Source organism: Dactylosporangium sp. NPDC049525 (assembly GCF_040676755.1).
Lineage (GTDB): Bacteria > Actinomycetota > Actinomycetes > Mycobacteriales > Micromonosporaceae > Dactylosporangium.
Genome location: NZ_JBFAPO010000059.1, coordinates 62,556 through 76,260, shown reverse-complemented (window position 1 = coordinate 76,260; position 13,705 = coordinate 62,556). Strand labels below are relative to the sequence as shown.

The following is a 13,705-nucleotide window of genomic DNA, read 5'->3' as shown; positions in this document are numbered from 1 at the left end:
CCGGGGGCGGCGCCGGTCGGCTGGCTGGGGGCGGCGCCGGTCGCGAGGCGCAGCAGCCAGGTGGCGTGCAGGGCGGCGGCCGCCGCGGCGGCGACGAGCACGGCGAGGTTCGCGGGCAGGCCGAGCGGGGGGCCGCCGACGAGGACGGCCGCGGCGACGGCCAGCGTGAGCGGTGCCGAGGCCATGAGCATCCGGCCTCGTGATCTGTGCGCGCCACCGATACCTGGTCTCATGGCTGCGGTCCGTTCGCTCGGCAGGGGGACTCCTAGCTGCCCCCAGCAACGACGCCCACCAGCGCCGGTGACGTCGGCGTCACCCGTTCGAACGACATCCCGCACCTATTGTCCATATTTATCATGACATATCTTTGAGCTGATGTGAGCAGCCGGCGAGACGTGGGTACGGGGTCAGGTTCCGCCACCGGATCGGCCCCTCATCAGCCCGCCGCCGCGGCCCTGACGAGCTCGGCGCGCCACCGGGCGAAGCCGGGCTCCGTGATCCGCTCCAGCGCGGCGAGGCGCAGCCCGGCGGTCGCGAAGCCGGCGACGTCCGCGCGGGTCAGCGGCCACGGCGGCCCCTCGTCGACCTCCTCCCCCGCCTCGATCGCGGCGGCGATCACCAGCAGCGTCCCGCCGGGCGCCACCAGGTCCCGGACGGCCGCGATCGCGCGAGCCCGCAGGTCGCGCGGCAGCGCCTGCACGGTCATGCTCTCCAGTACCAGATCGAACCCGCCCCGCCACGCCGCCGGAACGTCGAACAGGTCCGCGACGGCGTAGCCGACCGGCGAGTCCGGGAAGCGTTCCCGGGCGGCGCGGACCGCCGCCGGCGACACGTCGAACGCGACCGTCGCATACCCGCGCCCGGCGAGGAACTCGGCGTCCCCGCCCAGCCCGCAGCCGACGACGACGGCGCGCCGGCCGGTGCCGTCCCGCGCCGCGCCGGACCACGACGCGAGGAGCCGGTGCGGCCCGCCCCGGTCCCACGGGACCTCGGTGACCCCGTCGCGGGCCGCCACATACAGGGTGTCCCACCAGCCGACGGCGTCGCCGCGCCGCAGCGAGTCGGCCGCGAGGCCTCGGATGTACTCGTCAGGTTCCACCCGAGATGCGTACCACGGCACCCACGGCACCGGACCGGCCGGCGGTACCGGCGGAATCAGGGGCTCTGGCGCGGGCCGCCGCCGTGCCAGGATGTGCGGATGGGCACCGTCGATGAGGTGCGCGGCGTGGCGCTGAGCCTGCCGCGGACCACCGAGCACCTGATCCGCGACCGGGTCAAGTTCCGGGTCGGCAGCATCGTCTATCTGGCGTTGTCGCAGGACGAGACGACGCTCGGCTTCGCGTTCCCGAAGGAGGAGCGCGACGCGCTCGTGGCCACCGACCCTGACCGGTTCTTCCAGCCGCCGGTGTCGGACCTGCGGTTCAACTGGGTCTGCGGGCACCTTGCCAGCCTCGACGGTGACGAGCTGCGCGACCTGATCGTCGAGGCGTGGCGGATGGTCGTGCCCAAACGCGTGTACGCCGCCTGGCACCAAGGCGTGTCCTGACCCGCGCCCACCTGGGTTGTGGGCCGCTCACCACCAGTCGGGCCGCTGCTTGGCCGGATCCGGGCCCGGCGGGTCGTGCTGCAGGACGAGCAGATCCGAGTCCTCCTCGACCGGCACCGGGTCGGTCTCCGCGGCGGCGTCGGCGCGCAGGGCGGTGAACCCGGCCTCGATCTCGGCGTCGCTGAGGTGCTCGAAGGTGGAGATGGCCCGCAGCTCCAGCCTGGCGGCGTAAGCGCGGAGGCTGGGCGCGAAGCGCTCCCGCACCGTGTCGAGGGCGACCAGCGGCAGCCCGAACACGTCCATGGTCTCCTGCAGGGTCGGGAACATCCGCCGCTCGACGGCGGGGGCGCCCGGGAAGTACCGGTGCCAGCGCAGCACAGGCATCCGGTCGGGAAACGTGCTGCGGATCAGCAGCCGGCCGCCCGGGCGCAGCACCCGGCGGATCTCCGCGGCCGCCGCCGGCTTGTCCGTGACGTGCTGCAGGACCAGGAACAGCAGCACCAGGTCGCACGAGCCGTCCGGCAGCGGGATGTCGGTGGCGCTGCCGGCCAGGTACCGCACCGCCGGGTGCGTGGCGTCACGCTCGGCGATGGCGCGCATGCGGTCGGACGGTTCGACGCCGTACACCTGGCAGGGTTTGCAGGCCTCCGCCAGGACGGGGGTGAACCGGCCGGTGCCCGAGCCGAGGTCCAGGACGATCGCCGTGCCCGCCGGTGCCCACCGCTGGAACGCGGCGGTCCACGCCTGCGCCGCCTCGGGCAGGAGGGCGCGGCCGCGGGCGTAGACGGTGTGCTGGTAGCCGTCGTAGTCGGTCGTCATGCATCGATCTTCGTACAGCCGCGCCACCGGTGACGCTGATATCTTGCCGCGATGGAGTTCGACGGCGCGGACGGCCGCGACCTGATGGCACTGGCGGCGGGGCACCTGGCCGGCGCGGACCCGGACCTCGACCTGGTGGAGCCGGCCTGCACCGCCCTCGCCGGCCGGATCGACCGCGGCGACATGATGATCGGCATCCTGCCCGTCGAGGCCGCCGGCGTCGTCGTCGCCGGGCTGAGCGCCGCGGGCCGGGCCGGCAGCGCCGCCGCCTGGACCACCCTGGGCCGCTGCTACCTGGGCGTCAGCGGGGCCGTGCTGCCGCCGCCGCCCGGCGACGAACCCGGCGCACCGGAGGACCTGGCGCGGCGGTGCTTCGCTGCGGCCGCGACGCTCGGCGACCGCGACGGTGCGCTGCTGTTCGCGTGGGCCTGCGCCGACGGGCCGGCGGAGGCGCAGCGGGCCGCCCGCGAGCACCTGCGCCCGCACGCCACCACCGACGCCGAGGCCCGGTACCGGCTGGGCCTGGTCGAGCAGTGGCTCGGCGACCCGGCCACCGCCGTGGAGCATCACCTGTGGGCCGCGGGACGCGGCAACGCCGACGCCGCCTTCGAGCTGTACGTGCTGTACTCGACCGGCGAGGGCGTGGCCCGCGACGACGACACCGGCCGGACCTGGCTGGTGCGCGCCGCCGACCTCGGCCAGCCACGGGCGCTCTACAACGTGGGCGCCGGCCACGCCACCGGCACCGGCTTCCCCGCGGACCTGACCCTCGCCGCCGACTACTACCGCCGCTCCGCCGACGCGGGCAACGCCCGCGCCGCGGCGATGCTCGGCTACATGCACCTGGTCGGCGAGGGCGTGCCGCCCGACGACGGCACCGCGGCCCGCTGGTTCGACACCGCCGAGGACCTCGGCCACCCGGTCGACGACTGGCTCGACCAACTCGACCTGGACCGCCCCCAGCGCTGACCGGGGAGCCGCGACTCATCCGCCGCCGTGAACATCGCGCCGGGAGGCCACCGGGCTGCCGCCCTGGTCGACGTGGACCATCGGCTCGTCGGGCCTGGCCGCGGCGGCGATCAGCGCGCTGGTGTCGCTGTCGAGAAACCACTCGCCGATTTGCTCCGCAGACATCGTGGTGAAGTCAGGCAGTGCGGTCATACCCGCGATTCTCCTCGTCGCCGCGGTGGCGGGCACCCCTTCCCCACCCAGGCGGGGACGGCGCGATCTGCCTGGCCGATCGGCGCCGGTGGGCCTGCGGTAGGGGTTGTTAGGGGAGCCGAAGTGGGTGGGCCGGTGAGATATTCAACTGGTGGACGATTTCACAACGGCGGCGGGGTCGCTGTCACACGCCCTTAGCATCCGGTCATGACTGAGCCTGTCAGGCCTGGACCTGAGGCGGCGGGCGGGTTGAGCCTCGGGGCCGACTTCGCCGGTGGCGACGTGGAGCAGTGGCGGCGGCTGGCCCTCGCGGTGTTGCGCAAGGCCGGCACCGCCGGTGACGACACGCCGCCGGAGGCGGTGCAGGAGCTGCTCGGCAGCGTGACCTACGACGGGATCGCGCTGGCGGCGCTGTTCACCGGGGCCGACACCGCGGCGCTGCCGGCGGTCGGGTGGCCGGGGCAGACGCCGTTCATCCGGGGTGGCAGCGCGTCACCCCGGGCGTGGGACGTGCGGCAGCGGCACACGGATCCTGACGCGAAGGCGACCCGGGAGGCGATCCTCGCCGACCTGGAGAACGGGGCCACCTCGATCTGGCTGGACGGGATCGCGCCCGGCAGCATTCCCGAGGTCCTCGACGGGGTGTACCTCGACCTCGCGCCGGTCGTGCTGGACTGCGGCGCCGACACGGAGGCCGCGGCAAGCGCGTTCCTCGAGCTGCCGGGTGAGGACAAGCGCGGCAACCTCGGCGCCGACCCGCTCGGCTGGCAGGCGAAGACCGGGCACCCCGCGGACCTCGGCATGCTGGCCCGGCTCGTCAAACGCGCACCGGAGACGCTGCCGGTGGCGACCGTCGACGCGACGCCCTATCACGAGGCGGGCGGCAGTGACGCCGAAGAGCTGGGCTTCGCCGCGGCGACCGGGTTGGCATACCTGCGGGCGTTCGTCGACGCCGGGCTGAGCGCCGGGATGGCGTTGCGCCAGCTGGAGTTCCGCTATGCGGCCGGCCAGAACCAGTTCGGCACCATCGCGAAGCTGCGGGCGGCGCGGCGGATCTGGGCGCGGATCGCCACGGTCTGCGACGTGCCGCACCTCGGCGCGCAGGTCCAGCACGCGGTGACGAGCGCGGCGATGATGACCGCCCGCGACCCGTGGGTGAACCTGCTGCGCACCACCGTCGCCTGTTTCGCCGCCGGGGTCGGCGGCGCGGACGCGGTGACGGTGCTGCCGTTCGACGCGCGGCTGGGGCTGCCCGACGGCTTCTCCCGGCGGATCGCCCGCAACACCTCGACGCTGCTGGTCGAGGAAGCCAACGTGGCCAGGGTCCTGGACCCGGCGGGCGGCTCGTGGTTCGTGGAGTCGCTGACCGACGCCCTCGCCCACGCCGCCTGGGACGTGTTCGTCGACGTGGAACGGGCCGGCGGGATGCGCGCCGCGCTCGACGCGGGACTGGTCGCGGACCGGGTCGCGGCGACCTGGCAGCGCCGCGCCGACCGGCTCGCGCACCGGCTCGACCCGATCACCGGGGTGAGCGAGTTCGCCAGCCTTGAGGAGCGCCGCCCGGCCCGCTCCCCCGCACCGCCGGCACCGTCGGGAGGGCTGCCGCGGCACCGGTACGCCGAAGCCTTCGAAGACCTCCGCGACGCCGCCGACGGCTCGGACCAGACCGTCAGCCTGGTGACGCTCGGGCCGGTCGCGGCGCACACCGCCCGCGCATCATTCGCGGCCAACCTGTTCGCGGCCGGCGGCGTCCGTACCGTCCACAATGGACCTGTCACGGCGGTCGTCTGCATCTGCGGGTCCGACCGGTCCTATGCCGAAGAGGCAGTGGAAACCGCGCGGCGGTTGAAGGCCGAGGGCGCGCGGACCGTCTGGCTGGCGGGGAAACCGGCCGGCTACGAGCACGTCGACGACTATCTGTACACCGGCTGCGACGCCCTCGCGGTGCTCCGCCGTACACACGCAGACCTGGGACTGGTGGCGCCGTGATCCCCGACTTCACCGAGGTCGCCCTCGGCACCCCGCGCGTCGAGCCGGCGGCACCCGAGACGGGCGAGGCCTGGCAGACGCCCGAGGGCATCGACGTGGCCGGGGTCTACGGGGCACCCGACCTCGCCGGCCTCGACTTCCTCGACACGTACCCGGGGATCGCGCCGTACCTGCGCGGGCCGTACCCGACGATGTACACGACCCAGCCGTGGACGGTGCGCCAGTACGCCGGGTTCTCCACCGCCGAGGAGTCCAACGCCTTCTACCGCCGCAACCTCGCCGGCGGGCAGAAGGGCCTGTCCGTCGCGTTCGACCTCGCCACGCACCGCGGCTACGACTCCGACCACCCGCGGGTCGCCGGCGACGTGGGCATGGCCGGCGTCGCCATCGACTCGATCCTGGACATGCGGCAGCTCTTCGACGGCATCCCCTTGGACAAGATGAGCGTGTCGATGACGATGAACGGCGCCGTGCTGCCGGTCCTCGCGCTCTACATCGTCGCCGCGGAGGAGCAGGGCGTCGCGCCGGAGCAGCTGTCCGGCACCATCCAGAACGACATCCTCAAAGAGTTCATGGTCCGCAACACCTACATCTACCCGCCGGCACCGTCGATGCGGATCATCAGCGACATCTTCCGGTACACCTCGACGCACATGCCGAAGTTCAACTCGATCTCCATCTCGGGCTACCACATCCAGGAGGCCGGAGCCACCGCCGACCTGGAGCTCGCCTACACCCTCGCCGACGGCGTGGAGTACCTGCGCGCCGGCCGCGACGCCGGCCTGGACGTCGACGTGTTCGCGCCGCGGCTGTCGTTCTTCTGGGCGATCGGCATGAACTTCTTCATGGAGGTCGCGAAGCTGCGCGCCGGACGGCTGCTGTGGGCGAAGCTGGTGAAGGAGTTCGGCGCGAAGAACCCGAAGTCGCTGAGCCTGCGCACCCACTGCCAGACCTCCGGCTGGTCACTGACGGCGCAGGACGTGTTCAACAATGTGGTCCGCACCTGCGTCGAGGCGATGGCCGCCACCCAGGGGCACACCCAGTCGCTGCACACCAACGCCCTCGACGAGGCCCTCGCCCTGCCGACGGACTTCTCCGCCCGCATCGCCCGCAACACGCAACTGCTGCTGCAGCAGGAGTCCGGCACCACCAGGGTCATCGACCCGTGGGGCGGCAGCGCCTACGTGGAGAAGCTCACCCACGACCTCGCCGCCCGCGCATGGCAGCACATCCAGGAGGTCGAGGCGGCCGGCGGCATGGCCCGCGCGATCGACGAGGGCCTCCCGAAGCTGCGCATCGAGGAGGCCGCGGCCCGCACCCAGGCCCGCATCGACTCCGGCCGGCAGCCGGTGATCGGGGTCAACAAGTACCGCCCCGACGCCGACGAACCCATCGAGGTCCTGAAGGTCGACAACTCCTCCGTGCGTGCGCAGCAGCTGGCGAAGCTTGCAAAATTGCGCGCCACGCGTGACACCGCCCGGACCGAGGCCGCCCTCGCGGCGTTGACGGCAGGCGCCGCCTCCGACGCGAACCTGCTCGAACTCGCCGTCGACGCAGCCCGCGCCCACGCCACCGTCGGCGAGATCTCCGACGCCCTCGAGAAGGTGTTCGGGCGGCACACGGCGCAGATCCGTACCATCTCCGGGGTGTACCGCGACGAAGCCGGCCCCGCCGGGAACATCGAACGGGTGCGGGCCGCCACGGCCGAGTTCGCCGAGGCCGAGGGCCGCCGCCCCCGCATCCTGGTCGCCAAGATGGGCCAGGACGGCCACGACCGCGGCCAGAAGGTCGTCGCGACCGCCTTCGCCGACCTCGGCTTCGACGTCGACGTGGGCCCGCTGTTCCAGACCCCGGGCGAGGTGGCCCGGCAGGCGGTCGAGGCCGACGTGCACATCGTCGGCGTCAACTCCCTCGCCGCCGGGCACCTCACCCTCGTCCCGGCGCTGCGCGACGAGCTCGCCGCGCTCGGCCGCGACGACATCCTCGTCATCGTCGGCGGCGTCATCCCGCAGCAGGACTTCGACGAGCTGCGCGCCGCCGGCGCCGCCGCGATCTTCCCGCCCGGCACGGTGATCGCCGACGCTGCCCTGGACCTGTTGGCGCAGCTCCGCTCCCGGCATGGATGATCTTTACGAAGGCGTCCTGGCCGGCCGCCGGGCCGCGATCGGGCGGGCGATCACCCTCGTGGAGTCGACCCGCCCCGACCACCGGGCCCGCGCGCAGGAGCTGCTGGTCGCGCTGACCCCGCACGCCGGCAAGGCCCGCCGCGTCGGCGTCACCGGCGTACCGGGGGTCGGCAAGTCCACGTTCATCGACGCGCTCGGCGTCACCCTGACGGGCGCCGGACACAAGGTCGCGGTCCTCGCCGTGGACCCGTCATCGACCCGCACCGGCGGCAGCATCCTCGGCGACAAGACGCGCATGGCCCGGCTCTCGGTCGACGACGCCGCCTTTGTACGGCCATCGCCGACGTCCGGCACCCTCGGCGGCGTCGCCCGGGCCACCCGCGAGGCGATGACGGTCGTCGAGGCGGCCGGCTACGACGTCGTCCTCGTCGAAACCGTCGGCGTCGGCCAGTCCGAGACCGCCGTCGCCCACATGGTCGACACGTTCCTGCTGCTCGCCCTCGCCCGCACCGGCGACCAGCTGCAGGGCATCAAGAAAGGCGTCCTCGAGCTCGCCGACGTCATCGCCGTCAACAAGGCCGACGGCCCCGGCGAGGCCGACGCCCGCAAGGCCGCCCGCGAACTCGCCGGCGCCCTGCGCCTCCTGCAGGGCAGCACCGGCGCCGGCCGCGACTGGCAGGTGCCGGTCGTGACATGCAGCGGCCTCAGCGGCGCCGGCCTGCCCGAGCTGTGGTCCCGGCTCGAAGCGCACCACGCCCACCTGGCCGCCTCCGGCGACTTCGACCGCCGCCGCGAGGCGCAACGGGTCGCGTGGATCTGGGAGACCGCCCGCGGCACCCTGCTGGACCGCCTGCACGCCGACCCCGCGGTCCGCGCCCTCGCCCCCGACCTGGAACGCCAGGTCCGCGCCGGCACCATGACCCCGGGCCAGGCCGCCGACGCCATCCTCGCGGCCTTCCACCCGGCGCCGTAGCCGCGGGGCGCGCTCAGATCTCGACGGGCTCGCCGGTCTCCAGGTCGATGACGCTGATCGCCTCCATCGGGCAGGAGGCCAGCGCGTCGAGGACGGCCTCGTCGTCCGGGGCGACGTCCCGACTCACCGGAAACGCCTTGCCCTTGACCTCGTCGAGCTCGAAGCGGTCCGGGGCGATCCCCGTACAACTACCCGACCCGATGCACGTGTGGTCCACCGTGATTCGCCACATGCAACCAACCTATCGAATGCTGCCATTGTTTGCAGACCCAGCGGAGTTCCGCAATATTCGTACGGCTGATTGAAAAAGCACAACAGCGGTCGTAGCTTTTAGGCGCTCACCCTGACCCAGTTCCGGCAGAAGGTGACTCGATGCCCTTACACCCAACCACCGTGCACTTCCGCACCGACCGCGCCGCGGAAGGCCCGCTCATCTGGGCACAACTCGCGATATGGGACGTGTTCCGCTGGCTGCCGCCGGACGACACGACCCTCAACCTGCTCGTGCAATGCTCCGTCCCGGCCGGCCGCGACCTGCACGACGTCACCACCGCCGTCCGCCGGCTCGTCGAGCGGCACGACTCGCTGCACACCGTGTACGTCGACACCCCCGACGGCCCACGGCAACGCGTCATCGGCGAGGGCGACATCCCCCTGCACGTCCACGACATCGGCGACCGCGGCACGGAGGAGGCCACCGCCGAACTCGGCGAGGCGCTGCGCCGCCCGTGGTTCGACATCGGCGCCGACCTGCCGCTGCGGGTCGCGGTCCTCACCCGCGACGACGCACCGGTCATGGTCCTGCTCGCCGCCAGCCACATGGCCGTCGACGGCTGGAGCTTCGCGATCGTCCGCGGCGACCTGCTCAACCTGCTGCAGGACCCGCCGGTCGCCGTCGAACCGGGCCAGCAGCCGCTGCAGCGCGTCGAATACGAGACGTCCCCCGTCGGCCTGCGCCGCGAGGCGAAGGCGCTCAGCTACTGGTCGAAGCACCTCGCCGGCGTGCCGACCAGCATGATCGAAAGCAACCGCGACGGCCGGCCGCCCAACCTCGACTGGGGCCTGATCCAGTCCCCCGCCCTCGCCCTGGCCACCAACGGCCTCGCCGCCCGGTTCGGCGTCCCCCCGTCGACCGTGCTGCTGGCCGCGATCACACTGCAACTCGCCGCGTACACGGGCGAGCGCGAGGCGCTGCTGCGCATGATCGTGTCGACCCGCTTCCGGCCGGCGAGCCGCGCCCTGGTCGGCGCCTTCAACGAGAACGCCCTGTTCCGCCTCGACTTCCCGCAGGAGCCCGACTTCCCGCAGGAGCCCGGCGAGACGATCGGCGGGCTGCTGCACCGCGCGTCCGACGCGGCGCTGCTGGCCTACGCCCACTGCGAGTACGACCCCCGCAAGCTCGACGCCATCTTCGCCGAGATCGCCGCCCAGCGGGCGATCACCCCCGACGGCTACTGCTTCTTCAACGACACCCGGTACTCGGTGCAGGAGCAGACCCCGCCGCCCCCGCTCCCGGACGACGAACTCGCCGAGGCGATCCACGCCGCCCTGCCGGCCACGAAGCTGCGCGCCCCGGCCATCGACCGCCTGCCGAAGCACGCCAACTTCTTCCTCTTCCTGACCGACCTCAGCGACACGGCGGAGCTGATGCTGTGCGCCGAGCACGGCTTCCTCGGCGAACGCGGCCCGCTGGGCTTCCTCGCCGGCCTCGAACGACTCGTCGTCAAGGCCACCCTCGAGCACCACGTCACCACCCGGGACCTGTACCGCGACTGCTCCTGACCCGTTTGGTGACGGGGTCAAAACGCCGACTGCTCGTCGCACAGCCCTCACAACCCGGTGGATGACTGGTCGCCATGGAACAGGGATCCACCGGGTTGCGTGGCAGGGCTGACGAGGGCGAGCGCACGAACCAGCGCAACGGTTATCGGCACCGTGACTGGGACACCCGGGCGGGCACGGTCGAGATCGCCACTTTCGAAGTTGTCGGAGATGGCGGCGCCACCGGCGTGAACGCGGACAGGCGGCGGGAGGTCCTCGGCCCGGCGGGGACGGCGCCTGGCCGGCGTTCCTACGCTCGCTGACCGCCCGCGGCCTGTCCGGCGTCCGCCTCGTCATGTCCGACGCCCACCGCGACCTCTCTCATCGCGACGATCGGCACTGCCCGGCGCGGCACCGCAACGCGCCGGACGCACTACCTGCGCAACCTGCTGACCAAGGTCCCGAACTGACCAAGGTCCCGAAATCGGCGATCCCTCCGAGGTCAGCTCGATCGCGGCCCGCAACGAGCGAGGCCCAGCCGCCGGCGATCGGCGGCCGGACCTCGCGGGCCGGTGCGGTGGAGCCTGGGTCAGGCGCCCCGGGGCGATCCCTCGTCGCCGGAGGGCGCCGCGGCGGCGGGCTCGGATTCGTCGAGCGACGGGGTCAGCTCCGGGGAGATGACGTCCGTGATGGTGCTGTCGCGCAGGTGGCGGTTGTTGCGCGGCTCCTGCCGGGTCTTCGCGTCGTTCAGGCGCCGACGCAGGTCGTCGCGCACGTCGTTGAGCGCCGCGTGCAGATCCTCCTCCGCCGAGGTCGTCACGATCTTCTGCTGGCCGGCGATCCAGCACTCAAGGGTCACCTTCTGTCCCCTGGCCGCCCGGTCCTTCACCGACACCTCAAGCTCGGTGGCGTCGACGGGGAACGCGGCCAGGCGGGTGTCGAGCGTGGCGAACTGCTCGGCGATCCAGGCCCTGTCCCCCAAGGAGAAGCCGGCACCGACGCGCAGGCAGTCCTCGACGGTGGCCGGTGTGCTCGTAGCACTTCTCGACATGTCCGAGACCCCTTCCGTTGCTTACCTTGACGATCTACGCATACCCCGCAATGACCCTGTTCATGTCCCCAAACCTTCCTAGGAGGCTAGCCTACCACCCCAAACGCATGACATCGGCGCCCGGAAGCAGAATGCCGCCGGGACGTCACGGTGGGTCCAGGCAGGGATGAAATCGCAGGTGGTTAGGGTCGGCGGCGGCCCGCTCGTAGGCACTGACCGTGCCGGCGCGGCCGTCGCCGAACCGTGCTCGAACGGGCCGGGGAACCACGTTTCTGGGGTGAATCCGCGCTTTTTGAGCGGTAGGGGCGACTGTTCCGTCCCGAATCCGTCAGCTCACCCGGTAGGCGGCCGATGGAGGGAACAGTATGTCCAGACCTCCGTGGATCGTCGCCGCCGTAACGGCGCTCGCGATTCTCCTGACCCCGACCGTGGTGCTCGGCACGGCCTCACCCGCGAACGCGAGTGAGGGCGGCGACCCAGCGCTGATCAAGAAACTCGACGAGACCAACCGCGCGTACATCGACGCACAGAACGCCCTCGCCGCCTCCCTGCAACGGCAGAAGGACCTCGACGCGCAGCAGGCCGCGCTCGAGCCGAAGTACGCGAAGCTGCGCGAGGAGACCCAGTCGATCTCGGTCGCCGCGTATCAGAACGGCGGCGGGCTGCGCAGCGCGGCGACGCTGCTCAGCAGCGGCACGCCGGGGGTGTTCGCCGACCGGGTGAGCACCCTGGAGGTCATCGCCCGCGGCAACGCCGACCAGCTGCGGCAGGTCGGGGTCCTGCGCGACGAGCTGGGCAGGACGAAGGCGACGATCGACGCCGAGGTCGCCAAGCAGCAGGCGAGCATGGCGGTGATGACGAAGCAGAAGGCCGAGCTGGAAAAGGCCCTTGCCGAGTCCAAGAACGCCGTCGACGGCTCCACCACCTGGAGTGGCGGCACACCGAGCAAGACGGCGGAGCCCGCGCCGCGCAGGGCCGACGGATCCTGGCCCACCGAGTCGTGCAGCACCGACGACCCGACCACGAAGGGGTGCCTCACCCCGCGGACGTTGCACGCGCTGCAGCAGGTACAGAAGGCCGGCTTCACGCACTTCGTGTCGTGCTGGCGGCCACCGGGTGAGCCGTATGAGCACCCGAAGGGCCGGGCCTGCGACTTCGCCGCCGACGCGAAGGGCTTCGGCGGGGTGGCGACCGGCGCGTCGAAGGAGTACGGCACGCAGCTGGCCGCCTGGCTGATCAAGAACGCGACGGCGCTCGGGGTCATGTACGTGATCTGGTTCAAGCAGATCTGGACCCCGGCGGGCGGCTGGCACGCGTACTACAGCGGTCAGGGCGACCCGAGCAGCGACCACACCAACCACGTCCACATGTCGATCTACTGAGCGGCCCGGAGCACACCGAGCAGCGCCTCCACCGCCGGCAGGGCCGCCCTGCCGGCGGTGACGAGGGCGTCCAGCCGGCGCGCCCCGGCGACCGGCAGGTCCGTGACCCGCACCGAGAACGCCGACACGCCCCGCAGCGCCAGGTCCGGCGCGATCGTGGCGCCGTGCCCGGCCGCGACCAGGGCCAGGACGGCGGGATAGTCCACGCACAGGTGCACCCGCCGCGGGGTGAAGCCACGCTCCCGGCCGAGCCGCTCCAGCACCTGCCCGGTCGTCGAGGACGGCGGCCCGCAGATCCACGGCCGGTCCGCGAGATCACCGTACGAGTGCACCGGCGGCCAGTCAGACGGTACGACCACCCGGTACGGATCCTCGGCGAGCGGCACCACGTGCACCTGCCGCCGCGACTCCAGCCCGAGGCTCGCGTCCCGCTCGGTGATCGTCACGTCCAGGCCGCCGAGGCGCAGCTCGCGCAGCGCGGGCGGGCCGTCGAGCTCGGTGATCGAGCAGGTCACGTCCGGGTGGTCGCGGGCCAGGCGCTCCATCGCCGGGATGAGCAGGAACCGGATCACGGTCGGGAACGCGCCGACGCGCACCAGGCCCGCGGCCCGGCCGGACATCGTGGTCAGCTCCCGCTCCGCCTCGGCGAGCTCCCGTTCGATCGCCTCGGCGCGGACGGCCAGGATCCGGCCGGCGGCGGTGAGCACGGCCCGCCGCCCGGAGCGGTCCACGAGCGGCCGGCCGACGGTGTGCTCCAGCTGCGCGAGCTGCTGCGACACCGCCGACGGCGTCACGTGCAGCGCGGCGGCGGCGCCGGCGAGGGTACCGCGGCGGGCGATCGCGGCAAGCACCGCGAGACGACGGGGATCGAGATTCACTGTGCAGCCCTGCTTCAGT

The 13,705-nt window shown here is 72.7% G+C and carries 14 protein-coding genes, 1 pseudogene and 1 riboswitch; of the genes and pseudogenes, 8 read left to right on the top strand and 7 right to left on the bottom strand.

The window, feature by feature from the left end; translation table 11 throughout:
• Positions 1–191: hypothetical protein (locus tag AB0K00_RS47175; protein WP_363536129.1), on the bottom strand; the 191-nt coding region annotated here is incomplete at its 3' end.
• A gap of 245 nt (positions 192–436) precedes the next feature.
• A complete protein-coding gene (locus AB0K00_RS47170) occupies positions 437–1,099 on the bottom strand; it encodes a methyltransferase domain-containing protein (protein ID WP_363536126.1) in 663 nt (220 codons plus the stop codon).
• A gap of 99 nt (positions 1,100–1,198) precedes the next feature.
• On the opposite strand from AB0K00_RS47170, the gene AB0K00_RS47165 reads away from it, so the two are divergent.
• Entirely contained in the window at positions 1,199–1,546 is a 348-nt protein-coding gene (locus AB0K00_RS47165; protein WP_363536123.1) for an MmcQ/YjbR family DNA-binding protein, read from the top strand.
• A gap of 27 nt (positions 1,547–1,573) precedes the next feature.
• On the opposite strand, the gene AB0K00_RS47160 is transcribed toward AB0K00_RS47165, so the two are convergent.
• Positions 1,574–2,365 (bottom strand): class I SAM-dependent methyltransferase, encoded by a 792-nt coding sequence (locus tag AB0K00_RS47160; protein ID WP_363536120.1) that lies wholly within the window; start codon positions 2,363–2,365, stop codon positions 1,574–1,576.
• A gap of 51 nt (positions 2,366–2,416) precedes the next feature.
• On the opposite strand from AB0K00_RS47160, the gene AB0K00_RS47155 reads away from it, so the two are divergent.
• Positions 2,417–3,334 (top strand): tetratricopeptide repeat protein, encoded by a 918-nt coding sequence (locus AB0K00_RS47155; RefSeq protein WP_363536118.1) that lies wholly within the window; start codon positions 2,417–2,419, stop codon positions 3,332–3,334.
• 15 nt (positions 3,335–3,349) lie between these two features.
• Here the strand turns inward: AB0K00_RS47155 and AB0K00_RS47150 are convergent, their stop codons facing one another.
• Entirely contained in the window at positions 3,350–3,526 is a 177-nt protein-coding gene (locus tag AB0K00_RS47150) for a hypothetical protein (protein WP_363536115.1), read from the bottom strand.
• A 207-nt stretch (positions 3,527–3,733) separates the two neighbouring features.
• On the opposite strand from AB0K00_RS47150, the gene AB0K00_RS47145 reads away from it, so the two are divergent.
• From AB0K00_RS47145 to meaB, 3 genes are read left to right on the top strand one after another with little or no spacing between them, the layout of a single operon-like run.
• Complete coding sequence (locus AB0K00_RS47145; protein WP_363536112.1) at positions 3,734–5,515, top strand: methylmalonyl-CoA mutase subunit beta; 1,782 nt, start codon at positions 3,734–3,736, stop codon at positions 5,513–5,515.
• The gene (gene scpA / locus AB0K00_RS47140; RefSeq protein WP_363536109.1) at positions 5,512–7,641 is read left to right on the top strand and encodes a methylmalonyl-CoA mutase; all 2,130 of its coding nucleotides are present in this window, start codon (positions 5,512–5,514) and stop codon (positions 7,639–7,641) included. Before AB0K00_RS47145 ends, scpA begins: the two co-directional genes overlap by 4 nt.
• Positions 7,634–8,614: a methylmalonyl Co-A mutase-associated GTPase MeaB gene (gene meaB, locus AB0K00_RS47135; RefSeq protein ID WP_363536106.1), complete on the top strand. Its 981-nt coding sequence runs from the start codon at positions 7,634–7,636 to the stop codon at positions 8,612–8,614. Before scpA ends, meaB begins: the two co-directional genes overlap by 8 nt.
• A 13-nt stretch (positions 8,615–8,627) precedes the next feature.
• On the opposite strand, the gene AB0K00_RS47130 is transcribed toward meaB, so the two are convergent.
• On the bottom strand, positions 8,628–8,846 hold the full coding sequence (locus tag AB0K00_RS47130) for a ferredoxin (RefSeq protein ID WP_363536103.1): 219 nt from the start codon (positions 8,844–8,846) through the stop codon (positions 8,628–8,630).
• Between the two features lie 140 nt (positions 8,847–8,986).
• Here AB0K00_RS47130 and AB0K00_RS47125 point away from each other — a divergent pair, with 140 nt between their 5' ends.
• Positions 8,987–10,396, top strand: coding sequence for a condensation domain-containing protein (locus tag AB0K00_RS47125; RefSeq protein WP_363536100.1), 1,410 nt, complete (start codon positions 8,987–8,989; stop codon positions 10,394–10,396).
• A 92-nt stretch (positions 10,397–10,488) separates the two neighbouring features.
• A pseudogene (locus tag AB0K00_RS47120) lies at positions 10,489–10,745 on the top strand (transposase); the annotation flags it as partial.
• Between the two features lie 219 nt (positions 10,746–10,964).
• On the opposite strand, the gene AB0K00_RS47115 reads toward AB0K00_RS47120, so the two are convergent.
• A complete protein-coding gene (locus AB0K00_RS47115; RefSeq protein WP_363536098.1) occupies positions 10,965–11,426 on the bottom strand; it encodes an HPF/RaiA family ribosome-associated protein in 462 nt (153 codons plus the stop codon).
• Between the two features lie 224 nt (positions 11,427–11,650).
• Positions 11,651–11,789, top strand: a riboswitch (cyclic di-AMP (ydaO/yuaA leader).
• A 2-nt stretch (positions 11,790–11,791) separates the two neighbouring features.
• Between AB0K00_RS47115 and AB0K00_RS47110 the strand changes: the two genes are divergently transcribed.
• Complete coding sequence (locus AB0K00_RS47110; protein WP_363536095.1) at positions 11,792–12,808, top strand: hypothetical protein; 1,017 nt, start codon at positions 11,792–11,794, stop codon at positions 12,806–12,808.
• On the opposite strand, the gene AB0K00_RS47105 is transcribed toward AB0K00_RS47110, so the two are convergent.
• Positions 12,802–13,686 carry a LysR family transcriptional regulator gene (locus AB0K00_RS47105; protein WP_363536092.1) on the bottom strand — a complete coding sequence of 295 codons (885 nt, stop codon included), beginning with the start codon at positions 13,684–13,686 and terminating at the stop codon, positions 12,802–12,804. The genes AB0K00_RS47110 and AB0K00_RS47105 overlap by 7 nt on opposite strands.
• Between the last annotated feature and the right edge of the window lie 19 nt (positions 13,687–13,705).